The sequence below is a fragment of the Streptomyces sp. NPDC037401 genome (assembly GCF_055602345.1).
This window is the reverse complement of sequence record NZ_JBVJWO010000002.1, coordinates 280,951-307,789: the sequence shown is the minus strand read 5'-3', so window position 1 is coordinate 307,789 and position 26,839 is coordinate 280,951. Positions and strand designations below refer to the sequence as shown.

20 protein-coding genes are annotated in these 26,839 nt (G+C 72.5%); 8 read left to right on the top strand and 12 right to left on the bottom strand.

All coding sequences use genetic code 11. The annotated features are described in order from the left end of the window. Positions 1-96 precede the first annotated feature (96 nt). Positions 97-2,313 carry a M4 family metallopeptidase gene (locus ACZ7H1_RS02895; RefSeq protein WP_470783183.1) on the bottom strand — a complete coding sequence of 739 codons (2,217 nt, stop codon included), beginning with the start codon at positions 2,311-2,313 and terminating at the stop codon, positions 97-99. Between the two features lie 444 nt (positions 2,314-2,757). Between ACZ7H1_RS02895 and ACZ7H1_RS02890 the strand changes: the two genes are divergently transcribed. Beyond that, positions 2,758-4,233, top strand: coding sequence for a sugar transferase (locus ACZ7H1_RS02890; RefSeq protein WP_470783138.1), 1,476 nt, complete (start codon positions 2,758-2,760; stop codon positions 4,231-4,233). A gap of 16 nt (positions 4,234-4,249) precedes the next feature. Here the strand turns inward: ACZ7H1_RS02890 and ACZ7H1_RS02885 are convergent, their stop codons facing one another. Then, a complete protein-coding gene (locus ACZ7H1_RS02885; protein ID WP_470783137.1) occupies positions 4,250-5,194 on the bottom strand; it encodes a GDP-L-fucose synthase family protein in 945 nt (314 codons plus the stop codon). A gap of 89 nt (positions 5,195-5,283) precedes the next feature. Here ACZ7H1_RS02885 and gmd point away from each other — a divergent pair, with 89 nt between their 5' ends. The 4 genes from gmd to ACZ7H1_RS02865 all read left to right on the top strand — a co-directional run bounded on the left by gmd (position 5,284) and on the right by ACZ7H1_RS02865 (position 10,930). Beyond that, the gene (gene gmd / locus ACZ7H1_RS02880; RefSeq protein ID WP_470783135.1) at positions 5,284-6,297 is read left to right on the top strand and encodes a GDP-mannose 4,6-dehydratase; all 1,014 of its coding nucleotides are present in this window, start codon (positions 5,284-5,286) and stop codon (positions 6,295-6,297) included. Positions 6,298-6,515: 218 nt separating this feature from the next. Further along, positions 6,516-9,296: a DNRLRE domain-containing protein gene (locus ACZ7H1_RS02875; protein ID WP_470783134.1), complete on the top strand. Its 2,781-nt coding sequence runs from the start codon at positions 6,516-6,518 to the stop codon at positions 9,294-9,296. Between the two features lie 104 nt (positions 9,297-9,400). Then, positions 9,401-10,126, top strand: a complete 726-nt coding sequence (locus tag ACZ7H1_RS02870; protein WP_470783132.1) for a hypothetical protein — start codon at positions 9,401-9,403, stop codon at positions 10,124-10,126. 72 nt (positions 10,127-10,198) lie between these two features. Then, the gene (locus ACZ7H1_RS02865; RefSeq protein ID WP_470783131.1) at positions 10,199-10,930 is read left to right on the top strand and encodes an alpha/beta fold hydrolase; all 732 of its coding nucleotides are present in this window, start codon (positions 10,199-10,201) and stop codon (positions 10,928-10,930) included. On the opposite strand, the gene ACZ7H1_RS02860 is transcribed toward ACZ7H1_RS02865, so the two are convergent. Beyond that, complete coding sequence (locus ACZ7H1_RS02860) at positions 10,903-12,024, bottom strand: glycosyltransferase (protein WP_470783129.1); 1,122 nt, start codon at positions 12,022-12,024, stop codon at positions 10,903-10,905. The genes ACZ7H1_RS02865 and ACZ7H1_RS02860 overlap by 28 nt on opposite strands. After that, the gene (locus ACZ7H1_RS02855) at positions 12,021-12,560 is read right to left on the bottom strand and encodes a WcaF family extracellular polysaccharide biosynthesis acetyltransferase (protein ID WP_470783127.1); all 540 of its coding nucleotides are present in this window, start codon (positions 12,558-12,560) and stop codon (positions 12,021-12,023) included. The genes ACZ7H1_RS02860 and ACZ7H1_RS02855 overlap by 4 nt, the downstream gene beginning before the upstream one ends. 101 nt (positions 12,561-12,661) lie before the next feature. On the opposite strand from ACZ7H1_RS02855, the gene ACZ7H1_RS02850 reads away from it, so the two are divergent. Next, positions 12,662-14,200 carry a hypothetical protein gene (locus ACZ7H1_RS02850; protein WP_470783126.1) on the top strand — a complete coding sequence of 513 codons (1,539 nt, stop codon included), beginning with the start codon at positions 12,662-12,664 and terminating at the stop codon, positions 14,198-14,200. On the opposite strand, the gene ACZ7H1_RS02845 is transcribed toward ACZ7H1_RS02850, so the two are convergent. From ACZ7H1_RS02845 to ACZ7H1_RS02835, 3 genes are read right to left on the bottom strand one after another with little or no spacing between them, the layout of a single operon-like run. After that, entirely contained in the window at positions 14,156-15,460 is a 1,305-nt protein-coding gene (locus ACZ7H1_RS02845; protein WP_470783124.1) for an MATE family efflux transporter, read from the bottom strand. The two genes, ACZ7H1_RS02850 and ACZ7H1_RS02845, sit on opposite strands and share 45 nt — an antisense overlap. Next, positions 15,457-17,184: a lipopolysaccharide biosynthesis protein gene (locus tag ACZ7H1_RS02840; protein WP_470783123.1), complete on the bottom strand. Its 1,728-nt coding sequence runs from the start codon at positions 17,182-17,184 to the stop codon at positions 15,457-15,459. Before ACZ7H1_RS02840 ends, ACZ7H1_RS02845 begins: the two co-directional genes overlap by 4 nt. Further along, a complete protein-coding gene (locus tag ACZ7H1_RS02835; RefSeq protein ID WP_470783181.1) occupies positions 17,181-18,389 on the bottom strand; it encodes a glycosyltransferase in 1,209 nt (402 codons plus the stop codon). The genes ACZ7H1_RS02840 and ACZ7H1_RS02835 overlap by 4 nt, the downstream gene beginning before the upstream one ends. Positions 18,390-18,556: 167 nt before the next feature. Between ACZ7H1_RS02835 and ACZ7H1_RS02830 the strand changes: the two genes are divergently transcribed. Further along, entirely contained in the window at positions 18,557-19,051 is a 495-nt protein-coding gene (locus tag ACZ7H1_RS02830) for an FAD synthase family protein (protein ID WP_470783121.1), read from the top strand. Here ACZ7H1_RS02830 and ACZ7H1_RS02825 read toward each other — a convergent pair. Together ACZ7H1_RS02825 and ACZ7H1_RS02820 are read right to left on the bottom strand one after the other, a co-directional pair. Then, entirely contained in the window at positions 19,032-19,754 is a 723-nt protein-coding gene (locus ACZ7H1_RS02825) for a CDP-alcohol phosphatidyltransferase family protein (protein ID WP_470783120.1), read from the bottom strand. The two genes, ACZ7H1_RS02830 and ACZ7H1_RS02825, sit on opposite strands and share 20 nt — an antisense overlap. 61 nt (positions 19,755-19,815) lie before the next feature. Next, entirely contained in the window at positions 19,816-21,057 is a 1,242-nt protein-coding gene (locus ACZ7H1_RS02820) for an MFS transporter (protein ID WP_470783118.1), read from the bottom strand. Positions 21,058-21,143: 86 nt separating this feature from the next. Here ACZ7H1_RS02820 and ACZ7H1_RS02815 point away from each other — a divergent pair, with 86 nt between their 5' ends. Further along, positions 21,144-21,635, top strand: coding sequence for a MarR family winged helix-turn-helix transcriptional regulator (locus tag ACZ7H1_RS02815; RefSeq protein WP_470783116.1), 492 nt, complete (start codon positions 21,144-21,146; stop codon positions 21,633-21,635). Positions 21,636-21,678: 43 nt separating this feature from the next. On the opposite strand, the gene ACZ7H1_RS02810 is transcribed toward ACZ7H1_RS02815, so the two are convergent. From ACZ7H1_RS02810 to ACZ7H1_RS02800, 3 genes are all read right to left on the bottom strand, one after another. After that, complete coding sequence (locus ACZ7H1_RS02810) at positions 21,679-22,785, bottom strand: helix-turn-helix domain-containing protein (RefSeq protein WP_470783114.1); 1,107 nt, start codon at positions 22,783-22,785, stop codon at positions 21,679-21,681. Positions 22,786-23,167: 382 nt separating this feature from the next. Then, positions 23,168-25,015 (bottom strand): ABC transporter ATP-binding protein, encoded by a 1,848-nt coding sequence (locus ACZ7H1_RS02805; RefSeq protein WP_470783112.1) that lies wholly within the window; start codon positions 25,013-25,015, stop codon positions 23,168-23,170. After that, positions 25,012-26,802, bottom strand: a complete 1,791-nt coding sequence (locus ACZ7H1_RS02800) for an ABC transporter ATP-binding protein (RefSeq protein ID WP_470783110.1) — start codon at positions 26,800-26,802, stop codon at positions 25,012-25,014. Before ACZ7H1_RS02800 ends, ACZ7H1_RS02805 begins: the two co-directional genes overlap by 4 nt. Positions 26,803-26,839: the final 37 nt, after the last annotated feature.

The window sequence follows — 26,839 nt, the reverse complement described above, 5'->3', positions numbered from 1 at the left end:
GGTCCCGGGCACACGGGCGGAACGGCCCGGGGACGAGGGTCCCCGGGCCGTTCCGCTGGTGTTCCGGCTTGCTACCGCTGTCGGTTCACCCGTGGATCAGAAGGTGAGCTTCCAGCTGTTGATGTAGCCGGTGTCGGCGCTCGCCGTGTCGCGGACCCGGAGCTTCCAGGTGCCCTGGGCGGCCTCGGAGGAGGCGTTCACCGTGTACGACTTCACGACGTTGTCGGCGCTGTCGCTGTTCGTGATGTCCTCCAGGAGGTACACCGTGCCGTCGGGGGCGACGAGCGAGAGCACCAGGTCACCGCGCCAGGTGTGGACCACGTTCACGTCCACCTTGAGAGCGCTCGGGGCGTTGCCCGCGCGGTTCACGGCGATCGGCGAGTCGGTGGTCGCGTTGTCCGAGATCGCGTAGTCCGTGGTGTTCTCGAAGACGTTCCCCTGGGTGCCGACCGTCCACGAGAAGGACGCCGTGCCGGTCTGGCCGGCCGAGTCGGTCACCGTGACGGTCACGTTGTACGTGCCCGCGGTGTTCGCGGTGCCGGTGATCAGACCCGTGGAGGAGTTGATCGACAGTCCGGTCGGCAGGCCGGTGGCCGCGTAGCTCAGCGCACCCGCGTTGCTGCTGCTGGCCTGGATCTGCAGGCTGACCGCGCTGCCCGTGATGGTGCTCTGCGGGCCCGGGTTGGTCACCGAGACGCCGTTCGGGATGCGGGCGCCGACGTTGATGGCCGCCCAGGCGTTGGCCGCGTTGTTGTACGTGGCCGAGCCGGCGCCGTAGAGGTCCGCGGCCGCCTGCAGGGTGGCGACGCGGGCTGCGGCGTAGTTGGTGTTCGACTTGAACAGACCGGTGGTCAGCGCGCGGAACCAGATCTTCTCGGCCGCGGCGCGGCCGATCGGGGTCACGGGCAGACCGTCGGAGGTCGGCGAGTCGTAGCTGACGCCGTTGACGACCTTGGGGCCGCTGCCCTCGGAGGCCAGGTAGAACCAGTGGTTGGCCGGGCCCGAGGAGTAGTGGACGTCGATGCTGCCGATGCCGGAGTACCAGGCGTCCTTGGAGGAGCCGTCGCGGCTCGGCTTGTCCATGTAGCGCAGCGGGGTGCCGTTGCCGCGGATGTCGATCTTCTCGCCGACGAGGTAGTCGCCGACGTCCTGCGGGTTGTTGGCGTAGAACTCGACCGCGGCGGCGAAGATGTCGGACGTGGCCTCGTTGAGGCCGCCCGGCTCACCGCTGTAGGTCATGTTGCCGGTGACCGAGGTCAGGCCGTGGGTCATCTCGTGGGCGGCCACGTCGATGGACGTCAGCGGCTTGTTGTTGCCCTCGCCGTCGCCGTAGGTCATGCAGAAGCAGGAGTCCTGCCAGAACGCGTTGACGTAGGCGTTGCCGTAGTGGACCCGGGTGTACGGGGCCACACCGTCGTTGCGCAGGCCGTTGCGGCCGTGCACGTTCTTGTAGTAGTCCCAGGTCAGCGCGGCGCCGTAGTGGGCGTCGGCGCCGGCGGTCTCCAGGTTGGAGGGGCTGCCGTTGCCCCAGATGTCGTCCGGGCCGGAGAACAGGGTGCCGGTGCCCGACGTGCCCCGGTTCAGGTTGTACGTCCTGTGGTTGCCGCGCGCGGCGTCGGTCAGCGTGAAGTTGCTGCCCGAGGCCGAGGTGCCCAGCGTGACCTGGCCGCTGTACATGGTGTTGCCCGTGCCGGTCTCGACGGCCTGCCACTCGGTGATCTTCGCGCCGGTCTTGGCGTTGGTGACCACGTGCAGTTCGTTCGGGGTGCCGTCGTGCTGGAGTCCGCCGACCACGGTCTCGAAGGCGAGGACCGGGGTGCCGGTGGCGGCCCAGATCACCTTGCGGGCGTTCCGCGAGGCCTTGGTGTTCTTGGAGCCCTCGGCCTTGGCCGCGGACAGGGCCTGCTTCTCGGCGCTGGCCGGGGTGACCGCCGGGCTGGTGTCGGCGACCTTGATCGTGTGCTGCGTGGCCTTCGTGACGGACTGCGTCACGCCGCCCTTGGCGTGGACCGTCAGGTCACCGCCGAGCACGGGCAGTCCGGCGTAGGTCCGCTCGTACGTCGTGTGCGTGGTGCCGTCGGCGTCCTTGGAGACGTCGCGGACGACCAGCTTCTCCTGGCTGCCGAGCCCGAGGCCCCGTGCGGCCTGCGCCGTGGTGGCCGTGGCGCCGGCTATGAGGTCGGCGCGCTGGGACGGGGTGAGCTTGACCAGGGTCTTGCCCGGGTCGGCCTTCGGTGCGGGTGCGGCGACTGCGGCCTGTGACGCGGTGGCGTCGGCGGTGGCCGTTCCGGTCTGGATGCCTACGGCGAGCATGGCTGCGGCGGCAACGAGGGCGCCGGCCGCGGTGGCACGCCGCTGGGGGGTGGCTCTCAACGCAGACTCCTTCTGCAAGGGGGGTTCCGGACGGCTGGGTGGGCCTCCGGGCAGAACAGGGCTGGTGCGATGAACGGACTGAGAGTGCCACCCGACTTGACCGGATGTCAGGGCCGCGTCAAATGATTGGCCGGAAATGGTCCGTTGTCCGAAGATGCATGTCCGATATACGAACAATTCATCTGGGTGTGCGAGAGGGGCGTCCGGGATCCGGAACGAGAGGTACCGCCCGTTAACGAACGAGCAACGAGGGATCTCGTTCCCGTAAACGTGGCTAACCGTACGGGTGTTTGTCGTACTGTTTCCCGGTGCGTCAGTCGCACGTCGCCAGGGGAAGCGATGAGCACGCCGCACGGTCCACCAACCAAAGTGCCAGGGGGGCCCATGAGGCATGTCCATCTTCCCGCTCCACAAGTGGCCAGATCAGGCCCTGTGTCAGATGTGATCCGGCGTGGCCTGGGTGACAAGGCCCGCTGGTACCTGCCCACGGCCGTCGCCGCCGACCTCGTCGGCGCGGGCGTACCGGTGGCGCTCGTCTTCGAGGCGGCCCAGCAGGCGAGGCCCGTGTACTGCGCACTCGGCGCCGCGCTCGCCTGGACCGGCGTCCAGGCACTGCGCCGCCGCTACGCGTCGCGTTCGCTGGGCGAGTCCCGCGGGGTCCTGCCCGTCCTGCACGACTGGCTGATTCTCATCGGCGTACTCGCCGTGGCCCGTGCCGCGATCGACGAGAGCACCCCGCGACTGGCCGCGCTGGGCGCCCTCCTGCCCGCCCTGCTGATCACCGTCGCCTGCCACAAGCTCACCTACCGGCACCTGAGCGCCGCCCGCCGCGAGGCCCAGGCGGTCAGCCGGGTCCTCGTCGTCGGCGAGCCCGGCGCCGCCGAGAGCGTGATCGGCCACCTCGCCGCACGGACCGACCACCCGTACGTCGTCGTGGGCGTGATACCGGTCGGCTCCGGCGCCCTCACCAGCGGCGTGCCCGAAGCCGCGCGGATCGCGGGAGCGATGCCGGCGGCCCCCGGCGACGACACCGTGCCCGTCCTGGCCGCCGCCGCCGACTACCACGCCGACCTCGTGCTGGTCGCACCCGGCGCACGGATCGCCGGGGAGCGGCTGCGGCGCGTCGCCTGGGCCCTGCACGACGAAGGGCTCGAGCTGGCCGTCTTCCCGGGACTGGTCGAGGTGTCGCCCAAGCGGCTGGAGACCGTGTCCGCCGGCGGCCTCGCCGTGCTCCGGGTCGCGCCCCCGGTCAGCCGCGGCATACAGCCGGTGCTCAAGTCCGTGCTCGACCGCGCCGGAGCCGGCCTGGGCCTGCTCGTCCTCGCCCCGGTCTTCCTGGGCATCGTCGCGGCGATCCGGCTGGGCTCGCCCGGTGCCGCCTTCTACCGGCAGCGGCGCATCGGCCGGGGCGGGGTGCCGTTCACGATGTGGAAGTTCCGCACCATGGTCGTCGACGCCGACAAGCTCAAGTCCGATCTGGCCGGAGCGAACGAGAACGACGGCCACATGTTCAAGATGCGCCGCGACCCGCGGATCACCCGGGCCGGCCGGCTGCTGCGCCGCACCTCGCTGGACGAGCTGCCGCAGCTGATCAACGTCCTCACCGGCGACATGTCGCTGGTCGGCCCCCGCCCGCCGCTGCCCGAGGAGGTGGCGCAGTACGACGAGGTCGAACTGCGCCGGCTCACCGTGCGTCCCGGCATGACCGGGCTCTGGCAGATCAGCGGCCGGTCCGACCTGTCCTGGGACGAGACGATCCAGCTCGACCTGCAGTACGTCGACAACTGGTCCTTCACCAGCGACGTCGACGTCGTGGCCCGTACGTTCCGCGCCGTCGTCGACGGCCGCGGAGCGTACTGAGGGGCCACGCGTGAGATCAGCCCTGCTCGCGCCACCACCGGTAGGTGGCGGCGATCCCGTCCCGCAGGGGGATGCCCGGCTTCCAGCCGAGGGAGGTCAGCCGGGACACGTCCAGCAGCTTGCGGGGCGTCCCGTCCGGCTTGCTCGTGTCCCAGGCCAGCCGGCCCTGGAAGCCGGTCACCTCGGCGACCGTCTCGGCGAGCTCCCGGATCGTGAGGTCCTCGCCGCAGCCGATGTTCACCGGCTCGTCCCCGTCGTACGAGTTCAGCAGCGTCACGCAGGCCGCCGCGAGGTCGTCCACGTGCAGGAACTCCCTGCGCGGGGTGCCCGAGCCCCACAGCGTGACCTCGTCGCGGCCCTCGGCCGCCGCCTCGTGGAAGCGGCGGATCAGCGCGGGCAGCACGTGCGAGGTCTCCAGGTCGAAGTTGTCGCCCGGCCCGTAGAGGTTCGTGGGCATGGCCGAGATGTACGAGGCCCCGTACTGCTTCCGGTACGACTGGACCTGTACGATGCCGGCAATCTTCGCAAGCGCGTACGCCTCGTTGGTCGGCTCCAGCGGACCGGTCAGCAGGGCGTCCTCGCTGATCGGCTGCGGGGCCAGCTTCGGGTAGATGCACGACGAACCGAGGAACAGCAGCCGGCCGACCCCGGCAGCGTGTGCTCCGGCGATCACGCTGAGCTGGATCTTCAGGTTGTCCTCGAGGAACTGCACCGGGTAGGTGCTGTTCGCCATGATGCCGCCGACCTTGGCGGCGGCGAGGACCACCGCGTCGGGGCGGACCTCCGTCAGGAAGGCCTCGGTGGCCGCGGCATCGCGGAGGTCGAGGTCTTCGCGGCCACGGGTGATCACCTCGTGGCCCTCGGCGGTGAGCCGCCGGGCGACCGCGGATCCCACGAGGCCGCGGTGGCCCGCGACGAAGACGCGGGCATGCGTGGGCAGGTACGGCAGCGATGCAGTCATGACCCGGATCATGCCAGGCCTGCTCCGACCGCAGGGGACGAACCCCGCAATTCTGTACGAATCACACACTCTCCCTGGGGGAAGAGCCCATGAGCAAGACAGCACTGATCACCGGAGTCACCGGACAGGACGGCTCGTACCTCGCCGAGCTCCTGCTCTCCAAGGGCTACACGGTGCACGGGCTCGTGCGGCGCTCGTCCAGCTTCAACACCGAGCGCATCGACCACATCTACCAGGACCCGCAGACGGCCAACCGGTCCCTGGTCCTGCACCACGCGGACCTGTCCGACGGCGTCGCGCTGGTGAACCTGCTGCGCGACATCCAGCCCGACGAGGTCTACAACCTGGGCGCCCAGTCGCACGTCCGCGTCTCCTTCGACGCCCCGCTCTACACCGGCGACGTCACCGGCCTCGGCGCGCTGCGGCTGCTGGAGGCCATCCGGGCCAGCGGCGTGGACACCCGGATCTACCAGGCCTCGTCCTCGGAGATGTTCGGCGCCACCCCGCCGCCGCAGAACGAGCACACGCCGTTCCACCCGCGCAGCCCGTACGGCGCCGCCAAGGTCTTCGCGTACTGGACCACGGTGAACTACCGCGAGGCCTACGACATGTTTGCGGTCAACGGCATCCTGTTCAACCACGAGTCCCCGCGGCGCGGCGAGACCTTCGTGACCCGCAAGATCACCCGCGCGGTGGCCCGCATCAAGACCGGCCTCCAGGAGCACCTGTACCTGGGCAACCTCGACGCCGTCCGTGACTGGGGCTACGCCCCCGAGTACGTCGACGCCATGTGGCGGATGCTCCAGCAGGACGAGCCCACGGACTACGTCGTCGCCACCGGCGTGCCGGCCACGGTGCGGCAGTTCCTGGAGGCGTCCTTCGCCCACGCGGGCCTGGACTGGAACGAGCACGTGCGCTACGACGCCAAGTACGAGCGCCCCAGCGAGGTCGACGCCCTCATCGGGGACGCGAGCAAGGCGAACGAACTGCTCGGCTGGAAGCCGACGGTCCTGGTGGACGAACTGGCCCGGATCATGGTCGACGCGGACATCCGCCAGGTCGAGGACCAGTTGGCCGGGGTCGCGGTACGGATCGACCGCTGACCCCATAGAGTTTGCATGTTCCGGTCACCACTCACCCGTGGTGGCCGGAAAATGCCGCCGTATGTCCGCAGTGCGCCGATTCGCTGGAGCCCATTGGTATGCAATGGGTCAAGCGGGGTGACCGGGCCCTCGCTTGAGCCCTACTCTGCGCCAGTACATATGGCTGTTCGGATGTTTCCAGCCATTTTTCAAACCGGGCACTGTGCCCTGGGGGGCTCATGCGTAGATCCAGAGGGCTGACTGCCGCCCTCGTCCTCTCCCTCGCCGGTGCGGGTACCGGCATCGGTCTGATGGTGATGCCCGAGGCGTCCGCCATCACCTCGCCGGTGGCCTTCACGGCCGACGACCTGCCCACCTGGCAGCCGAACGGCATCGTCTTCGCCATGGCCGAGGCGAACGGCACGGTCTTCGCCGGCGGCACCTTCTCGGCGGTCACCCCGCCGCAGGGCTCCGCCGGGACCGAGCAGGAGGCCGTGAACTTCGTCGCGCTCGACGCCGCGACGGGCGCCCCGACCTCGTGCAAGCTGTCCTTCACCGTCAGCGAGGGCTCCGCGACCGTGCGCGCCCTCGTGGTCTCCGAAGACAAGAAGACGCTCTACGCGGGCGGCTACTTCGGCGCGGTCAACGACGTCCCGGTCAGCAGCGTCGCCGCGATCGACATCGCGAGCTGCGCCCCCAAGGCATCGTTCCACCCGAGCTTCCCCGCCACCGTGCGCGCGCTGGCCCTGGGCAACGGCGCCCTCTACGCGGCCGGCGACTTCGGCACCGTCGAGGGCCAGAACCGCGAGCGCTTCGCCGCGGTCGACGCCGAGACCGGCGCCCTGAAGCCCTTCACGGCGAACGCCGACGAGCCGGGCCGTGCCATCGAGGTCACCCCCGACGGCAAGAACGTCGTCCTCGGCGGCGACTTCTTCTCGGTCAACAACGCCAACACGCACGCCCTGGCCGTGGTGAACGCCACCACCGGCGCGCTCACCAAGACCTACCCGAACGGCTATTTCCCCACCAACTCGGTCGTCAAGGACATCTCGACCGACGAGACGGGCATCTACACCGGCAGCGAGGGCTCCGGCGGCGGCGTCTTCGACGGCCGCACCGGCCTCAACCTCGACTTCACCGAGAAGTGGCGCGACCGCTGCCTCGGCGCGACCCAGTTCGTGCTGCCGTACCAGGGCGTGCTCTACAGCTCCTCGCACGCGCACGACTGCTCCACCGAGGACGAGTTCCCCGACGGCAAGCGCCACTTCCTGCTGGCCCAGCCCACCGACCACAAGGGTGCACCCCCCGCGCCCAACGGCGGTTACGTGCGCGGCCCCGGCAAGCTCGGCTGGCACCCCACGGCCAACGACGGCATCGGCGAGGGCATCGGCCCGCGCGTGATGGCCGTATCGGAGAAGAACGACGTCCGGTACATGTGGGTCGGCGGTGAGTTCACCTTCATCAACGGCAAGGAGCAGCAGGCTCTGACCCGTTTCGCCTCCACCGGCGACGTCGGCGCCCCGACGACCCCGGTCGGCAGCGCCGCCAGCGTCAAGCCCGGCGAGGCCCAGGTCCGCTGGCGCACCTCGTACGACGCCGACGACAGCAAGCTGACCTACCGCATCTACCGCAACGGCTCGGCGACCCCGATCGCCACCGTCAGCGCCAGTTCCCTGGAGTGGGAGCGTCCGCAGGCCTCCTGGACCGACACCACCGTCCAGGCCGGCCAGTCGTACACCTACCGGGTGCGCGCCACCGACGCGGCGGGCAACAACAGCGCCCTGTCGGCGACCGCCTCGGTCACCGTCCCGAGCACGGTCCAGTCGTACCCGAACCAGGTCCGCGCCGACGGCGCCTCCCTGTACTGGCGCTACGACGACACCGTCATCCCGTACGCCGCCGACTCCTCCAAGGACGGCAACCACAGCGGCGTGCACCTCAACGCCCCCGGCCTGCGCCAGTCGCCCGGTGCCGTCACCGGTGCCAGCACGGCCATCGCCTTCAACGGCACCAGCCAGCAGGTGTACAGCTCCCGCCGCACGACCGTGGGCGCCAGCTACACCCTGGAGACCTGGTTCAAGACCGGCACCTCGCGCGGCGGCAAGCTGATCGGATTCGGGAACAACACCACCCGGAACAGCAGCACGTACGACAAGCAGATCTACATGACCAACACCGGTCGTCTGATCTTCGGCGTCTACAACGGCTCCACCCGCACGATCAGCACCGGCCTGTTCGACACGTACAACGACAACAAGTGGCACCACGTGGTCGCCACCCAGGGCCCCGCGGGCATGGCGCTGTACGTCGACGGCCAGAACAAGGGCACCCTGAACGCCACCACCCACCAGGCCTACACGGGCTACTGGCACGTCGGCGGCGACAACCTGTCCAGCTGGCCGACCCGTCCGACGAGCAACTACTTCGCCGGACAGATCGACGAGACGGCCGTCTACCCGACCGCGCTCACCCAGGCACAGGTGCAGAACCACTTCAACCTGGCCAAGGCCCCCTCCGACACGGTCTCCGAGGTCTCCGCGACCGAGGACACCTACATCAACCAGGGAGCCCCGAGCGCCGCCTACGGCACGTCCAGCTCGCTGGCCGTCCGCGGCAGCGGCTCGCTCTACCAGTCCTACCTGCGCTTCAACCTGCCGGCCGCCCCGGCCGGCCAGGTGCTGAAGGGCGCTTCGCTGCAGATCAAGACCTCGACCCAGGCGAACTCCGGCACCGCCGACACCGTCTCCGTGGTCCCGGTCACCGGCAGCTGGAGCGGGGCGAGCACCTACACGACCCGGCCGACCGTCGGCACCACGCCGCTCGGCTCGGTGAACGGCATCGCGGAGGGCTCGGCGGTCCACAGCGTGGACCTGAACACCGCGACCGTCGCCGCGGCCCTGGGCACGAACTACAGCCTGGCGCTCGTCAGCAACGGCAGCGACCCGCTGTGGCTGTGGTCCTCGGAGTCCACCGCCTCGGAGGGCACTCCGCAGCTCATCCTCACCTTCGGCCCGCAGTAGCGGACCGGTGAACGCAGGTGCGGGGCCCGGCCGGACCGGCGGGCCCCGCACCCGTATCCGGATTCCCCGGTACGGATGAGATCCGCAGTCCGCACCCACACCGAATGACCCAGTACCACTGGAGCCACCTGATGCGTCCCCTGAACCGGCGCTCCTCGGCCGCGGTCCTCCTGGCCGCCGCCCTCACCCTCACCGCCTGCAGCTCCGACGGCGAGGACACGAAGAAGTCCGTGGCCGGCGCGCACGCGGCGGCCCCCTCCGAGGTGGCCGAGCCCGGCACCGACCCCTCCGCCACCCCGGCGGCCAAGACCGCGCCGCCCGCGGCCAAGCCGAGCGGCCCGGTCGTCGCCGACGGCGACCTCAAGCCGGTCACCGGCACCTTCACCGAGGAGGAGAAGGAGTACCTGAGCGGCCGCGTGCCCAAGAAGACGGACCCGGCCGCGGTCCTGCAGACCGGTCAGGAGGCCTGCCAGCGCGTGGCCCGGACCGCCAAGCGCGACAAGGACGCCGCCATCGCCGCGATCATCGCGGGCGAGATCCTGGCCGCCAAGGGCGCGATCCCGCACCTGTGCCCCGAGCTGAAGCCCGTCCTGGCCACGGCCGAGCAGGGCTTCACCGACGGTGTGCTCGAGAACCCCGACGCCGGCAGCTACCGGGCGCTGACGCCGGGCCCCGCCTGCACCTGGCAGGCCAAGGGCAGCGGCGGCAAGAGCCTGGCCGCCGGCCCCGGGATGGGCTCGAAGCCCGGCGCGGAGATCGTCGCCAAGATCCCGTCCGGAACCGCGGAGTTCGTCTCCAGCGGCTGCTACGCCTGGATCCCCGCTTCCTGACGCGCCCCTCGCGCGGCCCGGCGCCGGAGCGGTCGGCACCCGTTGTCAGACCGCTCCGCTACGGTCCGGATCATGACGGATTTCGTACTGGTTCCCGGCTCCTGGCTCGGCGCGTGGGCATGGGACGAGGTGGTCCCGCAGCTGCGCGCGGCGGGCCACGGCGCCCATCCGCTCACCCTGTCCGGTCTCGCGGAGCGGCAGGGTGAGCCGGCCGGGCAGCAGACCCACGTCCGGGACATCGTCCGCGAGGTGGAGCGCCTCGGCCTGCGGGACGTCGTCCTCGTCGGCCACAGCTACGCCGGGATCCCGGTCGGGCAGGCCGCCGAGCGGATCGGCGACCGGCTGGCCCACGTGGTGTTCGTGGACTCCAACGTCCCCGCGGACGGCGAGTCGTTCTTCTCCGCCTGGCCCGAGGGCCGGGCGATCGCAGAGGCCCTCATCGCCGCCAACGACGGCTTCTGGCTGCCCCTGACGGCCGAGGAGTACGACGGCCAGGGACTGACCGGCGAGCAGACCGCCCGCCTCGTCGGCGGCTCGACCCCGCACCCGGCCGCCACGCTCACCGAGCCGGCCGCGCTCGCCCGCCCGCTCGGCGGGCTCCCCGCCACCTACGTGAAGTGCCTGCTGGACGGCGCCGAGCCGAACCCCGACGTGGCCGCGCTGCTCACGAGCGAGCGGTGGCGGCTGGTCACGATGGACACCGGCCACTGGCCGATGTTCTCCCAGCCGCGCGAGCTGGCGGGGATCCTGCTCGACGCCGCGGCGCGCGGCCGCGGTCAGCGGCCGCCGGCCAGCGTCGCGTAGGTCGCCAGCAGGGTGTCCAGGACCGCGTCCATCGAGAAGGACTCGGCCGCCAGCTTCCGGGCGGCCGTGGACGCGGCCTGGTTCGCCTGCTCGTCCAGCAGCTCCAGTACCGCCGCGGCGACGCCCGCGGCACCCGGCTCCACGGCCCGGCCCGCACCCGCCGCCGCGATGTCCTTCGCGAGCCCGTTGGAGTGCGTGACCACCGGCGGGACGCCCACCGACAGCGCCTCCAGCACCGACATCGGGAACGGCTCGTCCACCGACGGCAGGACGTAGACGTGCGCCCGCCGCAGCTCCTCCAGGACCCGTTCGCCGGGCAGCGCGCCCGTCACCGTGACCCGGTCCGCGAGCCGAAGGGTGTCGATCCGGTGCCGCACCGCGCCGAGCTCGCCCTCGTCCGGCCCGGCCAGCACGAACTGCGCGTCCGGGCGGGTCCGCAGGACCTCCGCGGCCGCGTCGACGAAGTCCACCGGCCGCTTGCGGGCCTGGAGCCGGGCCGCGAACAGGATCCGCGGCGGCCCCGACAGCGGCGGCCGCTCCTCCTGCGCGGGGGTGCCGTTCACCAGCCTGACCGCCGTGGCGAGCGGGTGGCCCACCACCGCGTCCAGCCCGGCCCGCTCGTGCGGGGTCAGGTACAGCACCGCGCCGGCGCCGCGCAGCAGCCGGCGTACGGCCACCGCGTCCAGCACCTTGGCGAGCAGCTTCTCGCTGGGGTCGACCATGCCGTGGGTCTGGAGCACCAGCGGCTTCCCGGCGCGCAGCGCGGCCAGCGCGACGGGCAGGGTCACCAGGTCCCGGGCCAGGTGGACATGGACCAGATCGGCATCGCGTACGAGCTTCCCGGCCCGTGCCAGCAGCGCGGGCGAGGTCATTCCGCTGAAGCCTAGGGGCAGCAGCCGCCGGGCCGGGTAGAGCTTCGCGGGCACTCCCTCGACCTCGGTGGGCCAGGGGCCCTCGAAGCCGTCGCCGAGCGCCAGCAGGGCGGCCTGATGGCCGCGTGCCCGCAGGCCCTTGGAGAGGTTCAGGGCGACCCGCACGGGCCCGCCGAAGGCGTGGGTGGGGGAGTGCAGGGTGACGGCGTGCAGGACTCTCACTTGGGCTCCTCCACGGGCCGGCGGGTGCCGTCGGCCGTCTGCAGGGTCAGTTCGGGCAGGTCCTTGTGGACGACGGACCCGGCCCCCGCGACGGCGCAGCGGCCCACGGTGACGCCGGCCAGCACGGTTGCCCGGGTGGCCACCCAGGCGCCGTCCTCGACGGTGATCGGGGCGTTGCGGTAGCGGAAGTCGGCCGCGCGGTGGTCGTGGCTGCCCGTGCACAGCAGGGCCTCCTGGGACACGCACACGTGCGCGCCGAGGGTGACGGGCTCCAGGTTCAGCAGCCAGGCGCCCTCGCCGATCCAGGTGTGGTCGCCGACCGTGAGCTTCCACGGCCACAGGACCCGCACCCGGTGCCGGATCAGCACGCCGGTGCCGATCTGCGCCCCGAAGGCGCGCAGCAGGGCGACCCGTACCCGCGCCGGGCAGAACCAGGCCATGAAGACCGTGTTCATCACGGCGAACCACAGCGCCTGCGTCAGCAGTCCGCGGCCCTTGTCGTATCCGGCCAGCGTGAAGGCCGGGAGATCACGCATCTTTCACCCCCACCGGCACCACCCCGGGCGCCGACCGCTCACATTATCGGTTTACGGCGCACTAGACTGCGGCCGAACTCATGGCACGGGCGGGGGCACGGTTGGCAACGGACACACGCAGGCCGGCACCCGCGCCCGCTCGCGTTCCAGGGATCGGGCCCGAGGCTCCCGGTACGGACGCGGGCGCCGCACAGTGGGGCAAGGTCACCACTCCGCGGACCCTGCTCTCGCGCGCCCTGTCGGTGCCGCTCGCCCTCGGCTTCACGGTCTTCCTGCCGCTGATGGTCGCGGTGCAGGCCGGGGCGGGTGCCAAGGACGGCGCCTTCTACCTCCAGCTCGCGCTCGCCATGTACTCCGGAGCCCGGCTCTCGGCGATGGTCCTCACCAGCCGCCGCAAGCTGCTCCAGGGCTCCTTCTGGCTGTTCGTCTACATGGCGATGGGCGTGGCCCCGCTGGCGCAGGCGGTGCTGGGGCAGGTGCCCACCCCGGTCGTCGGGCCGCGTACCGACCTGACCGCCGCGATCGCCCTCGTGCTGCTGGGCTGCATCTGCTTCGACGTGGGCGCGCTGCTGGCCCGCCACCGGCCCTCCGGGCGGGCGCAGGGCGGCCGTGCGGAGCCGAAGCCGATGATGGTCCACAAGCGGCGGCTCCAGCTGCTGACCCTGATCGCCTTCCTGTGCAGCGGGGTGTTCGTGATGAAGCTCGGCGGTCCCGCCGTCTTCTTCAGCAGCCGCCAGGAGATCATCGCGGGCATCGCGGAGGCCGGTGTCTCGGCCGACGACGGCCAGGCGGGCCAGGCCTTCCTGCGCGGCTTCGGCACCGTGCCGGCCCTGCTCGCCCTGCTGATCTACACCCGCTGGCTGGTCACGTCCGTCCACGCCCGCCGGACGCCCTGGGTGATCGCCACGTGGGCCGCCCTCGCCGCGCTCAACATGGTCGTCAACAACCCGATCTCGAACCCGCGGTACTGGTTCCTCACCGTCATGTTCGCCATGCTCTTCACGGTCTTCCCGGTGAGCGCGGCGATGTACCGGGTGGCGCTGTCCATGGGCGTGGTCGTGGCTCTGGTGATCTTCCCGTTCGCGGACCGCTTCCGCTACGACGAGAAGAACTACAAGCCGGTGGAGACGACGTCCGTCCTGGAGCCGATGGCCCTCAAGGACTACGACCAGGTCGGCATGTTCGCCAACACCATCACCTTCGTCGAGTCCGGCCCCGGCCACTTCTACGGTCGCCAGCTCGCCGGTTCGGTCTTCTTCGCCGTCCCCCGCTCGGTCTGGCCCGACAAGCCTCGCGACACCGGCGTGATGGTCGGCCAGTGGATGGGCACGGTCAACACCAACCTCTCCTCCCCGATCTGGGCGGAGCTGTGGATCGACTTCGGCCCCGTCGGCATGGGCGGAGGCCTCCTCGGCCTGGGCTACGCGGCCTCCCGGGTGGACCGCCGCTACGCCAAGCGCGCCACCCGCCGGACCCCGCCGGGCAGCCTGATCTCCGTCGTGGTGCCGCTGGTGGCCGGGTACTCCTTCATCCTGCTCCGCGGCCCGCTGCTCCAGGCCTCGGGCCGGGTGGCGATCGCGATGCTGTGCCTGGCGCTAGTCGCGACCTACCGCACCGACAGGAGCAAGGTCCTGCGCTGAGGCGTCCTGCGGCCGCAGGCGGGCGACCTTCCACCAGGCGGCGAGCGCCTTGAGGGCCGAGCCCGCGGCCAGGCCCCAGGCCGCGCCCGCCACTCCCCACAGGGCGTACCCGGCGAGCAGGAGGGCCACCGAGAGCAGCGAGAAGACCACCTGGACCGACAGGGTGGCCTTCGGGGCCAGGACGCGCAGGGTGAGCAGCGCGCAGGTGCCCAGGCCCATCACGGCGTACTGGGCGCCCGTCGCGGGCAGCAGGGCGGCGGCGGAGGTCCAGGTCTCGCCGAGGAGTTCGCGGCCGGTCCGGGCGGGCAGCGCGTACAGGACGGCGGCCCAGGAGGCGCCGACGGCGGAGAGGAACAGGCCGAGGGCGGCGGTCGCCCGGACCACGCGCCGCTTGCCGCCGAGCCTTCCGAGGAAGGGCGGGCCGAAGGCGCCGGCGGAGTTGAACAGGACGTTCAGCGGCCCGAAGAGGGTGGTCGCACCGCGCAGCGCGCCGACCGCGAGCGGGGTGGCGAAGAGCCCGAGGCCGAGGACGGCGAGCTGGCTGGAGCCGTTGCCGACGGCGAACTCCACGGCGAAGCGGCGGCCGAGGTGGTCCCGGTGCAGGAAGCGGCGCAGATCGGTGCGGTGACCGGCGGTGAACGGGCGCAGCAGCAGGAGCCCGAGGGCCAGCGCGGGCAGCGCGGACAGTCCCCAGACCAGTACGAGCCGGGCGGGCCCGGCGCCCTGCGGCTGGACGGCCAGCGCACCCACCGCGCAGGCCAGCCGCAGCAGGTCCGCGGCGAAGGCGCGGTGCGGCTGGTGCAGCGCGGAGAAGCAGTACCGCATCCCGTCCTGGAGCAGCACCAGGGGCAGGACGAGGGCCAGCGCGAGCAGCGCCCGCCCGCCGTCGCCGGGCAGGAACAGACCGGTCAGGAGCAGGAGCACGGAGGCGGCGGCCGCGGCGAGGGCGGTGAAGGAGACCGCCGATCGGCAGGCCGGGCCGACGGCCGCGCCGCGTTCGAGCACCACGGTCTGGCCGACGTACGCCATGCTCAGGCCGAGCAGCACGCTGAAGGCGACGTACACCATGGAGAAGGCCGCGAAGCCGTCCGCCGAGGACAGCCGTGCGGCCAGGACGAGCACCAGGATGTTGGTCAGGCTGGACGCGGCCTGGTCGCCGACGGAGGCCAGCAGGGCCACCGCGCGCCGCGGTTCGCGGGGCGTGGCGGCGCGCTCGGTCCGGGGCCCGGGGATCCGGGCCCCGTCGGGAGCATCGGTCACCGCTGGCCCGTGCGTACGGTGCGCAGCGCGACGGTGTCGCTGCCGTCGCCCGGGATGTGCTGGGTCGGGTCCGGGATGCGCTGCTCGGGCCGCGGCGGGGGGTCGACGCGCGGCGCGGGCGCGGGCGCGGCGCCGCCCCGGCGCTGGCTCTTCTTGCCGTTCCTGCCGCGGGGCTCCTTCGGCTGGCTGGCGTGCAGGACCGCGCCCAGGACCGTGCCGCCGGCGCCGCTGATCAGTTCGCGGATGCGGACCAGGTCGGTGCGGTGCACGGCCCGCGGGTCGCAGACCACGAGCACGCCGTCGACGCGGTCGACGAGCGCGAGCGCGTCGGCGTACGACAGGACGGGCGGCGCGAGCACGACCACGGTGGAGTTGGGGGAGTCGGCCTCGGAGATCAGCCGGGAGGCCCGCTGCGAGGTCAGTGCGCGCGGGACGTTGCGCACCCGCTCGCCGGGGATCAGGTCGAAGGAGCCCGACTCGCCCGCGTCGACGGCGAGCTGGCGGCCGTCGGGCCACTCGGTCTCGGTGGCGCCGCCGGTCGTGTGGCTCCAGCGGGGCCGGGCACCGGTGTCGGTGCGCAGCTGGCTGGCGAGCACGGGCGTGCGCAGGTCCGCCTCGATGAGCAGGACGTCCTTGCCGGTCTCGGCGAAGGAGGCGGCGAGGTTCACGGCGGCTGCGGCCGCGGTCTCGCTGCTGCCGCGCGGGGCGACGACGAGCAGTCGACGGCGGTCGGCGAACCGGGAGTCGTAGGCGAGCCGGAAGGCCACCGACCGGTACTCCTCCGCGAGCCGCGGGTCGGCTTCGCCCGCAGCGAGCAGCGGTCCGCCGCCCGTCTTGTCGCGGGGCAGGGTGCCGAGCACGGGCGCGCGCAGGGCACGGGCGACGTCGCCGTCGGAGCGCGGCGCGGGGTCGAAGACGAGCCGCACCCAGGCGGCGAGCAGGCCGAGGGCGAGGCCCACGGCCGCGCCGAGCGCCAGGGACATCGGCAGCCCGGGGCCGTCCGGCACGGTCGGCGGGGTCGCGGTGCTGGTGACCCGGCCCGGGCTCATGTCGAGGGCTTCGAGCTTGGTGATGCTGCCCTGGAGCTGGCTGATCCGGCCGAGCAGGTCGCTCTTGGTGGCGTAGGCGGAGTCGCGCGCGGTGCCGTCGGGCAGCCGGGAGATCTCCTTGACGAGCTCGTCGTGCTTCTTGGCGATGGGGTCGCGCTGGTCCTTGTACCCCTTGACCATCTTGTCGCGGATGGCCTCGATGTTCTGCTCGCGCTTGGTGAGGTACGCCTTCGTCATGGCGTTGGCGCGCTTCGCGGCCTCCTTGGGGGAGGCGGCGGTGTACGTGAACCGCAGGACGAGGCTCTGCGGGGGGTTGGTGACCTGGAGGCCGCTGCGCAGTCCGGCGAGCCCGGAGTCCGGTATGCCGAGCTTCTCGGCCGCCTCCTGGGCGACGGAGTTGCTGAGCGCGGTCTGGCGTTCGGAGCCGACGTTGATCGCCTTGTCCGGCGAGATGCTCGGGTTGAAGGGGTCGTCGGTCGGCGTGCGGAGCACGACGTCGGCCGTGGCCACGTACGTGTCCGCCGTGCTGATGCCGAGCCAGGCGCCGCCGAGCAGTCCCACGCCGACGCCGCCGGCGATCAGCCGCCGGTACCGCAGCAGCTGCCGGAACTGGTCTCTGAGGAGATCCGGTTCGTCTTCGCCCGCGGTCGCCGCGGCGCGGTTCGTCTCCGTCACGGCCGGGGACCCCCAAGTGCTTCGTCTATCAGTGCGTCGATGCGGGCCAGACCCGCGTCGCGGCTCAGGTGGGCCGCAACGTGGCGGGGACCGGCCGCACCCAGTGCGTCGGCCGCCGCAGGATCCTCGGCGAGGATCCGTACGGCCTTGAGCAGGGCGTGCGGGTCCTCCGGCGGTACGAGCACCCCGGCGCCCGACCGCTCGACCTCCTGGGCGGTGCCGCCTTCGGCCGCCACGGAGGCGACGACGGGACGGCCGGCCGCGAAGTAGGAGGTGAGCTTGGAGGGCACGCTCATGTCGAGTACGGCCGCGTGCTGGGTGACGGCGAGTACGTCCGCCGCCGCGAGGATATCCGGGAACGCCCCGTCGGCGGCAGGGGGGATGATGTCCAGGTTCGGCACGTCCGCCGCCAGCTCCGCCAGAGCGCCGCGCTGGCTGCCGTCTCCCATGAGGACGAAGCGGACGTCGGGGTCCAGCCGGGCGGCCCCGACGAGGACCTCCAGGCCCTGCTTGAGGCCCATGTTGCCGGAGTGCAGGACCACGGTCTGGCCGGGCGCCCAGCCGAGGTGCTGCCGGGTCTCGCCGCGCGGCCGGGACGGACCGGGCACGTGGGACCAGTTGGGGACGAGCCGGATCTTCTTCGGGTCCACGCCCATGGCCACGACCTTGTCCACGAAGGTCTCGTGGATGACGCCGACGAGGGTGGCCCGCTTGAGCGCGTACGCCTCGGCCTTCGCGGCGAGCGCGGCGGCCTTGTCACCTCCGCTGATCCCGCTCTGGGCGGCCGCGGCCCCCATCAGGTCCTGGACCACCGGGACGTACGGGACCTTCCAGCGCGCGGCCAGCCGGGCGGCCAGCACCCCGCCGGCCAGGCTGGGCATCTGGGCCAGCACCGCGTCGGGCCGGGGCATCCGGGGCGGGGCCACGGCGCCGTGCAGCAGGATCGATCCCTCGAACAGGGCCCGCTTCACGGCGGTCTGGCGGGCGGGCACGGTGTGCCTGCGCCGGTGCAGGGTCACGCCCGCGCGCTCCTCCCTGTGCCGGAGCGCCCCCTTGTACTCCGGGTCGAGCGACCACGAAGGGTAGTGGGGCATACCGGTGAACACGTGCGTCTCATGGCCGGATTCCGCCCAATGTTCCGCAATCTGGGTCGCATAGGGACCGATCCCTGCGTGCTCGGGAGCGTAATTCGTCGAAACGAGCAGCAGCTTCTTGCGGCCGGATCTGGACACTGAGCTTCCCCTTCCCCCTGGGTAGTGCGCAGGCCACCCTAATCGTTCACCAACACGGCTCGGAATGTGCACGCTATCGTCTGATAATCCGCCGCACTGGGGAGTGCGGCCTGTGGGGGGTACCGATGACGGAGCGAGACATGTCCGAGCACAGAGCGTCCGCGCGCAAGCCGTACCGAGTCGGCTATGCGCCCGGGGCCTATGACCTCTTTCACATCGGACATCTCAACATCCTCCGCCATGCGCGCAGTCAGTGTGACTACCTCGTCGCCGGAGTGGTTTCGGACGAAATGGCCGAACTTGCCAAGGGTCGCCGCCCGATGATCCCGCTCGTCGAGCGCCTGGAGATCGTCCGCAGCGTCAAGTACGTCGACGCGGCATTCGTGGAGACGGTCCCGGCCAAGCTGGAGACCTGGAAGCAGGTCCGCTTCGACGTGATCTTCAAGGGCGACGACTGGCGCGGGACCCCCAAGGGCGACAAGCTCGAATCGGACTTCGCCTCGGTCGGCGTCGACGTCGTCTACTTCCCGTACACCGTGCACACGTCGAGCACCCAGCTGCGCCGGGCCCTCGACGCGCTCGCGCAGCCGACGGCCCAGTCGCTCCCCGAGTCCGTCACCGCCGAACTGCGCTGAGCTCCCGGAACCACTTGGCCAGGAACGCCACCAGGAACAGCACGGCGACCGCGCCGAATCCCGCGTAGGCCCACCGGAACGCCTCCCCGCCGCCCAGCAGCAGGAACACCAGGCAGAACACCCCGTAGTCCACGGGCAGCAGCGCGACCGCACGCAGCGTGGACGGGGCGGCGGCGGAGGACCCGGGCGCGGGCTTCGGCTTCAGCTTCTCCGTGAGCAGTCCGCCGAAGAAGGTGACGATCGAGGCGAACTGGAACACGAGCGGCACCAGCAGCCAGCCCTCTCCCGGTATCCCGTACGCGTCGGGGAACCGGTAGAAGGCGATCAGGACACAGGTGTGCAGGGCCGTGATCTTGGCGCAGTCCACCACGTGGTCCAGCCACTCGCCGGCCGCGCTGCCGCTGCCGCGCAGCCGGGCGAGCTGGCCGTCGGCCGAGTCGAAGGCGAAGCCGACGGCGAGCGCCGCCCACACCGCGATGCCCAGGGCCCACGAGGGCGGGGTCAGCGCGACCGCGGCGATCGGCGCGAAGCTGAACGCGGCGCTGACCAGCGTCACCTGGTTCGGGGTGAGGCCGAGCGCGTACGAGCCGGCGGCCAGGTACCGCCCCATCGGCCGGTTCACGAACCGGGAATAGAGCGACACGCCCTTCGCGGACTTCTGTGCCCCGCGCAGCTCGTGCAGCGCGGTCCCGACTCTGCCCATGGGCACTCGTATCCCCTCATGTCATGGAACGCGGGTGCGAACCGACCCGCGTTGGCGCACATCATCGCAGGACGAGGGGGGCCGTCCTGCGCGGGTTCGTACGGACGTCCGGAAGCAGCAGCACGGAGAGGTTCGCGGCGGCCGTGAGGGCGGCCGCGACCAGCAGCGGGGCGGTGGTGCCGGTGACCCCCGCGAGCGGGGCGGCGACCGCCAGGCCCAGCGGGCGGGCGGCGAACGAGATCAGGGTGTCGAAGGAGCCGACCCGGCCCAGCGCCTCGGCCGGGATGCGGCGCTGGAGCTCCGTCTCCCACAGCGGGATCAGGACGCCCAGCCCGAACATGGCGGCGAAGAAGGCGGCGGCGGTCGCGGGGAGCGGCAGCCGCAGTGCGAAGGCCGTGAGCGGGAGCGCCTGTACGGAGGCCCCCAGCGCGACCCCGTACAGCGGGCGGCGCAGCGACAGCCGCCCGGCGGTCCACACGCCGGCGAGCATCCCGGCCGTGCCCACCTGGGCGATGATCACCCAGGACCGCTCGCCGCCCAGGCTCTCCACGGCGATCAGCGGGCCGAGGGTGAGCAGCAGGCCGGCCGCGAGGTGCCAGACGCCGTGGGCCAGGACGTTGGCCAGGAACCACGGGTGACGCCGGGTCTCCGTCCAGCCCGCGCGCAGTTCCTCGCGGAAGCCGCCGGACCCGCCGGGGGCCCGCGACCCGGTGCGGGCGGCGGTGGCGGCGGTGGCGGCGGTGCGCAGGCCGCCGAGGGTGAACGCCGAGGCGGTGAACAGCAGTCCGGTCAGCAACGAGGACCACCCGGCGCCGGCCGCCAGGACCAGCCCGCCCGCCGCAGCCGGTGCGGCCAGCTGCGCAACGCCCTGGGCCATGCCCAGCCGGGCGTTCGCGCGCAGCCGCCCCTCGGCGGGGACGGTCGCCGCGACGAGCGTGCGGACCGAGGGGGTGCCGAAGGCCACGGCCGCCCCGGTGACCGCGGCCAGTGCCGCGAGCGCGGGGATCCGCACCGGGCCGGTCAAGAGCAGCGCGCCGGTCGCCAGCTGGGCGGCGGCGCGTACGAGGTCGGCCGCGAGCACGACCCGCTGCGGCGGATGGCGGTCGGCGGCCACGCCGGCGACGGGCAGCAGGAGCAGCATCGGCAGGAGCTCGCAGGCGAGTACGAGGCCGAGGTCCCCGGCGGAGCCCTCGCCGAGCACGGCGAGGGTGAGGGTGGTGGGGACGAGGGCCGTCGCGAAGGCGGCGACGGTACGGCCGGCCAGCAGCCGCCACAGGGCCGGGGTCATGTCAACCGAGGTCATGATCGCGAATGTATTTCGTCAGCGAATTATTCGTCAACGAATTAATGTGTGGTCCGGTGCCGGAGCAGCGCGCCGATAATGGGGCCATGGAGGATTCGGTCGACCGTCACATCGCCCGCTGGCGCGGCAAGGCGCCCTTCGACGAGCGGGTGGAGGGCATCGTCACCAGGGTCCAGCTGCTCACCAAGCATGTCAGGCAGGAGAAGAACCGCGCGCTCGCGGAGGTCGGGCTCCAGGAGTTCGAGTTCGAGACCCTGCACCGGCTCGCCTCCCGGGGCAGGCCCTGGCGCGCCACCCCGTCCGAGCTCGCCGCCGAACTGCTGGTGTCGCCCGCCGGGATGACCGGCAGGCTGGACACCCTGGAGCGCTCCGGCCTGGTCCGCCGGGTACGGACCGCCGCGGACCGGCGCCGGGTGGACGTCGAGCTCACCGACACCGGACGCAGCCGCTGGACGGCGGCGATGGAACTGCGCTCCGTCGCGGAACAGGCCATGGTCGAGCCGCTCGACGCCACCGAACAGGACGCCCTGTCGGACCTGCTCAAGCGGATGCTGCTCTGCGTGGAGGACCGCGCCTGACGGTGCCCGACGGCTCCGGGCGGACCCCGGCGGCCCTGGCGGGTCAGTTCGCCGGTTCGATCGCGAACAGCTGGCCGCCCCGGCCCACGCAGCGCTCCATCACCGCCTCCGTGCCCGCCGTCTTGGCGGATCCCTTGATGCCGACGCAACCCTGCCCGTCCACCCGCAGGACGTAACGGCCGCTGCCGCGCGGCCCGGAGGGCTCGACGTGGAAGCGGCTGCCCAGCGTGCAGTCGTCCATGGGCTCCAGCAGCCCGGTGCCCGGCCCCTCGGGGAGCGCCTTGAGGCAGCCCGCGCCGTAGTCGGGGTGGTGCCACTGGATCCGGAACCGGTCGCCGCCCATCGGCTCCAGCAGCGTGGTCTGCGGTCCGCTCTGCGCGCACGGCCGCTGCACGGCGACCAGCGGGGTGTACCGCCCGTCCGTCACCCGGCCGTCGGTCAGGCACATGCCCTCCGCGGTGAGCGGGACGATCCGCACCCAACCGCTGGGCAGCGGGCCGGACTTCACCGCGGCCCGCGGGGTCGGCGGGCCGCCCGGCCGGTCCTGCCAGGTCGTCGCGACGGCCACGGCCGCCGCGACCGCCAGCAGCGCCGCGGCCCCGGACGCCACCGCGGTCCGCGGGGCGAGCCCGAGCACCCGGCGGCCCTGCCCGGACCCGTCCGGTGCGGCGGCGGCCGGCGCCGGCGTCAGCTCGAAGGCGAGGGAAGAAGGGTCCTGGGCGACGACAGCGCCGTCGGCGCCGGTCGTGCCGGACGTGCCGCCGGTCGTGCCGTCCGGCGTGTCGTCGGCGGCACCCGCCGTGGCTCCCGTATCCGCCTGCTGCCCCGCCGGCCCCGGCCCCGGCTGCGGCGTCGGCTCGTACGTCTGCTGCCCGGCCAGCGCCCCCCACGCCTGCAGCCAGTTCGCGACCTGCTCCCCTTCCCCGCACGCCCGGACGAACGCGGCCAGCAGCTCCGGCCGCGGCAGGCTCCGCCCGCTCAGCACCCCCGCGAGCGTGCTGCGCGCCAGCACCTCCCCGCGCTCTGCGGCCCGTTCCTCCAGTTGACGGTACGTCAGTCCGGAACGGTCCTTGAGCGCGCGCATCAGGGTGATGAACTCCGCCGCATCCCGCGCCCGTTCGGGCGCCAACTCCCCGTGGATCTCCGCCATGCCGGTCATCCTGCCCGAGCACGCCCCCGAGTGAAGGGCCATATCGAGACGCGGGCGACGGGACGGGACCCGCGCGCGCAATTCCGGACAGGCGCTGACCAGGGCGGACACATGTCCGGTGTCCGGGACGTCCGCAGGATGTCGAGAAATCGCGGCGGCCGTGCCAATGTCTGTTGCGCGACGAACGCCGGATATCGCCGCCCCACGGCGATCCGGCCGAATCCCGTTCCCCCCACCGGCCGGGGTGCCCCCCACACACGGGCGCCCCGGCCCCGGAGGGATCCCCTGCGGGATGTCGCAGCCGTCGCGGCACGGGGGTCCGCGACGGCCCAGACCCTGGCCTCGGCGGACTCCCGTGCCGCGGCCGTCCCGTGGACCCGGCTCAGACGAGGCTGTCCCGCCAGGCGCGGTGGAGGTCCGCGAACCTGCCCGTGCCCGCGACGAGCTCCGCCGGAGCGCCGTCCTCGACGATGCGGCCGGCCTCCATCACCAGGACCCGGTCCGCGATCTCCACCGTCGACAGCCGGTGCGCGATCACCACGGCCGTACGGCCGCGCAGCACCGTCTGCATGGCCCGCTGCACGGCCCGCTCGCCCGGGACGTCCAGCGAGCTGGTCGCCTCGTCGAGGATGAGCACGGCCGGGTCGGCCAGCAGCGCCCGCGCGAACGCCACCAGCTGGCGCTGCCCGGCCGAGATGCGGCCGCCGCGCTTGCGCACGTCGGTGTCGTAGCCGTCGGGCAGCGCGCTGATGAAGTCGTGCGCGCCGATGGCCTTCGCCGCGTGCTCGATCTCGGCGCGGGTCGCGTCCGGCCGGCCCAGCGCGATGTTGTCCGCGACGCTGCCCGAGAAGAGGAACGCCTCCTGGGTCACCATCACCACACCCCGCCGCAGTTCGGGCACCGGCAGGTCGCGCAGGTCCACCCCGTCCAGCAGCACCCGGCCCTCGGTCGGGTCGTAGAAGCGGGCCAGCAGCTTGGCGAGCGTCGACTTCCCCGCGCCCGTCGCCCCCACCACGGCCACCGTCTGCCCGGCGGGCAGCGTCAGCCCGAACCGCGGGAGCACCTCGCGGCCGCCCTCCCGGTAGGCGAAGCGCACGTCATCGAACACGACCTCGCGGCCCGGGTGCTCCCGGTCCTGCGCGGGCAGCTCCCGCGGCGCCTGCGGCTCCGGCACCGAAGGCCGCTGGGCCAGCAGCCCGGCGATCTTCTCCAGCGAGGCCACCGCCGACTGGTACGAGTTCAGGAACATCGCCAGCCGGTCGATCGGGTCGTACAGCCGCCGCAGGTAGAGAACCGCCGCGGCGAGCACGCCCAGCGCCAGCGAGTCGGTGGCCACGCGGTACGCGCCCCACAGCACGATGCCCGCGACCGCGGTGTTGGCGACCAGCCGCGAGCAGACCACGTAGCGGGCCATCTCGATCAGCGCGTCGCCGTTGGTCCGCTCGTGACGGCGGTTCAGGACCTGGAACTCCGCGTCGTTCGCGCGCTCGCGCCGGAAGACCCGCACCGGCCGGATGCCGTTCATCGTCTCCGCGAACTTCACGATCACCGACGCCATCGCCGTGGACCGCTTCGAGTAGATCAGCGTGGAGCGCCGCCGGTAGCTCCGCACCAGCAGGTACAGCGGTACGAACGACAGCACCGCGACCCCGCCCAGGCCCAGGTCCAGCCAGAGCAGCAGGGCCGCGATGAACACGAACGACAGGACCACGCCGAGCAGTTCCTGGAGCCCCTCGCTGAGCAGCTCGCGCAGCGACTCCACGTCCGTCGTCGACCGCGAGATCAGGCGCCCCGAGGTGTAGCGCTCGTGGAAGTCCAGACTGAGCGCCTGCGCATGCCGGAAGATCCGCCCGCGCAGGTCGAGCAGCGCGTCCTGGTTCACCCGGGCCGCCGCCCGGATGTAGCCGTACTGGAAACCGCCCGCGCCCAGCGCGCAGACCAGGTAGCCGAGGCCGACGGCCACCAGCGGCCCGTTGTCCCCGCTCCGGAAGGCCGGCACCCCGCGGTCGATGGCGAACGCCACCAACAGCGGCCCGCCCTGGGCCGCGGCCTGCTGGAGCAGCAGGAGCAGGGCGGCCAGCACCACCCCGCGGCGCCGCTCGCGCAGCAGCGACCCCAGCAGTGCCCGGGTCGCCCCGGCCGGGGCCGGCAGCTCGTCCCGCTCGACCGCGTCCGTGACGTCGCCGCCGCCCGCGGCGGTACCGTTGCCGCCCGTCGTCACCGTGCTCATCGCGCGTTCCCCTCCGCGTCCAGCGGACCGGACCCCGACATCAGCCATGCGTACTCGGCGCTGTCCCGCAGCAGTTCCTGGTGCGTGCCCACGGCCGCGACCCGGCCCTGCGACAGCAGCGCCACCCGGTCCGCGAGCAGTACGGTCGACGGCCGGTGCGCCACCACCAGGGCGGTGGTGTCCGCCAGCACCTCCCGCAGGGCGGCCTCGACCAGCGACTCCGTGTGCACGTCCAGCGCGGACAGCGGGTCGTCGAGGACCAGGAAGCGCGGGGAGCCCGCCACCGCCCTGGCCAGCGCCAGCCGCTGCCGCTGACCGCCCGACAGGCTCAGCCCCTGCTCGCCCACCTGGGTGTCCGCGCCGTCGGGCAGGCCGGCGACGAAACCGGCCTGCGCGGTGTCCAGGGCGCGCGCCAGCTCCGGCCCGCCCATCGCGACGTTCTCCGCCACGGTCGCCGAGAAGAGCGTCGGCTCCTCGAAGGCCACCGACACCAGCGAGCGCAGCCGCTCCCGGGGCATCGCGTGGATGTCCTCCCCGTCCAGGGTGATCCGGCCGGCCGTCAGCTCGTGCAGCCGCGGCACCAGCGCGGTCAGCGTGGTCTTGCCGCTGCCCGTGGCGCCGACCAGCGCCATCGTCTCGCCGGGCCGGATGTGCAGGTCGATGCCGTCGAGCACGGGGACGGACTCCGGGGGCGCGTCCGGGAAGCGGAAGCGCACGCCCTCGAAGCGCAGCCCGCCCTCCGGCCGGGCGTCCCGGCCCGGCCCCCCGGCGGCGCCGTCGTGCGGCCGGTCGCTCTCCTGCTCCTCGTCCAGCACCTCGAAGTACCGCTGGGTGGCCGTCGCCGCCTCCTGGCTCAGCGCCAGCAGGTAGCCGAGGGAGTCGATCGGCCAGCGCAGCGCCAGCGCCGTCGACAGGAAGGCCACCAGCGTGCCCGCCGACAGCTGCCCGTCGGCGACCTGGACGACCCCCAGCACCAGGGCGCTGCCGATCGCCAGCTCCGGCAGCGCGGTCATCACCGCCGAGATCCCGGCGAGCTGCCGGGCCTTGGTCAGTTCGGTGCCGCGCAGCTGCTGCGCCAGCTCGCGGAAGGCCCGCGCCTGGCTGCGGTGCCGGCCGAAGCCCTTGATGATCCGGATGCCGAGGACGCTCTCCTCGACGACCGTCGTCAGGTCGCCGGCCTGGTCCTGCGCCTGCCGGGACACCAGCGCGTACCGCCGCTCGAAGACCCCTGCGATGAGGAACAGCGGGACCGCCGGGGCGAGCAGGACCAGCCCCAGCGTCCACTCCTGCATCAGCAGGATCACCGCACCGACCAGGATGGTGACTCCGTTGACCAGCAGGAAGGTCAGCGGGAAGACCAGGAACAGGCGCAACAGCATCAGGTCCGCGGTGCCCCGCGAGAGCAGCTGGCCCGAGGGCCAGCGGTCGTGGAAGGCCACCGGCACCCGCTGGAGGTGCCCGTAGAGGTCGCCGCGCATGTCCGCCTCGACCCGCGACAGCGGCCGCGCGACCAGCCACCGGCGGAAGCCGAACAGCACCGCCTCGGCGATGCCGAGCAGCAGCAGGTACAGCGCCCCGAGCCACACCCCGGCCGTGTCGCCTTCGGCCACCGGCCCGTCCACCAGCCACTTCAGGACCAGCGGGATCGCCAGGCTCAGACAGGACGCCACGATCGCGATGAAAGCGGCACTGAACCAGCGCCGGCGCACGGGCCGCACGTAGGGCCACAGCCGCAGCAGTGTCCGAACGGCGGAACGGTCGGTGGAAGTTGCATCTATTGACGGCATCAGGCGCGAGCATACGATTCGCTCCTGACGCTGCCCA

Bases quoted from the DNA above. Each gene is read 5' to 3' on its own strand.
- ACZ7H1_RS02825 (WP_470783120.1), bottom strand. From the start codon at position 19,754: ATGGGCAGAGTCGGGACCGCGCTGCACGAGCTGCGCGGGGCACAGAAG.
- ACZ7H1_RS02815 (WP_470783116.1), top strand. From the start codon at position 21,144: ATGGAGGATTCGGTCGACCGTCACATCGCCCGCTGGCGCGGCAAGGCG.
- ACZ7H1_RS02890 (WP_470783138.1), top strand. From the start codon at position 2,758: ATGAGGCATGTCCATCTTCCCGCTCCACAAGTGGCCAGATCAGGCCCT.
- ACZ7H1_RS02885 (WP_470783137.1), bottom strand. From the start codon at position 5,194: ATGACTGCATCGCTGCCGTACCTGCCCACGCATGCCCGCGTCTTCGTC.
- ACZ7H1_RS02855 (WP_470783127.1), bottom strand. From the start codon at position 12,560: ATGCGTGATCTCCCGGCCTTCACGCTGGCCGGATACGACAAGGGCCGC.
- ACZ7H1_RS02805 (WP_470783112.1), bottom strand. From the start codon at position 25,015: ATGAGCACGGTGACGACGGGCGGCAACGGTACCGCCGCGGGCGGCGGC.
- ACZ7H1_RS02820 (WP_470783118.1), bottom strand. From the start codon at position 21,057: ATGACCTCGGTTGACATGACCCCGGCCCTGTGGCGGCTGCTGGCCGGC.
- ACZ7H1_RS02895 (WP_470783183.1), bottom strand. From the start codon at position 2,313: ATGCTCGCCGTAGGCATCCAGACCGGAACGGCCACCGCCGACGCCACC.
- ACZ7H1_RS02875 (WP_470783134.1), top strand. From the start codon at position 6,516: ATGCGTAGATCCAGAGGGCTGACTGCCGCCCTCGTCCTCTCCCTCGCC.
- ACZ7H1_RS02870 (WP_470783132.1), top strand. From the start codon at position 9,401: ATGACCCAGTACCACTGGAGCCACCTGATGCGTCCCCTGAACCGGCGC.
- ACZ7H1_RS02810 (WP_470783114.1), bottom strand. From the start codon at position 22,785: ATGGCGGAGATCCACGGGGAGTTGGCGCCCGAACGGGCGCGGGATGCG.
- gmd (WP_470783135.1), top strand. From the start codon at position 5,284: ATGAGCAAGACAGCACTGATCACCGGAGTCACCGGACAGGACGGCTCG.
- ACZ7H1_RS02865 (WP_470783131.1), top strand. From the start codon at position 10,199: ATGACGGATTTCGTACTGGTTCCCGGCTCCTGGCTCGGCGCGTGGGCA.
- ACZ7H1_RS02830 (WP_470783121.1), top strand. From the start codon at position 18,557: ATGTCCGAGCACAGAGCGTCCGCGCGCAAGCCGTACCGAGTCGGCTAT.
- ACZ7H1_RS02800 (WP_470783110.1), bottom strand. From the start codon at position 26,802: ATGCCGTCAATAGATGCAACTTCCACCGACCGTTCCGCCGTTCGGACA.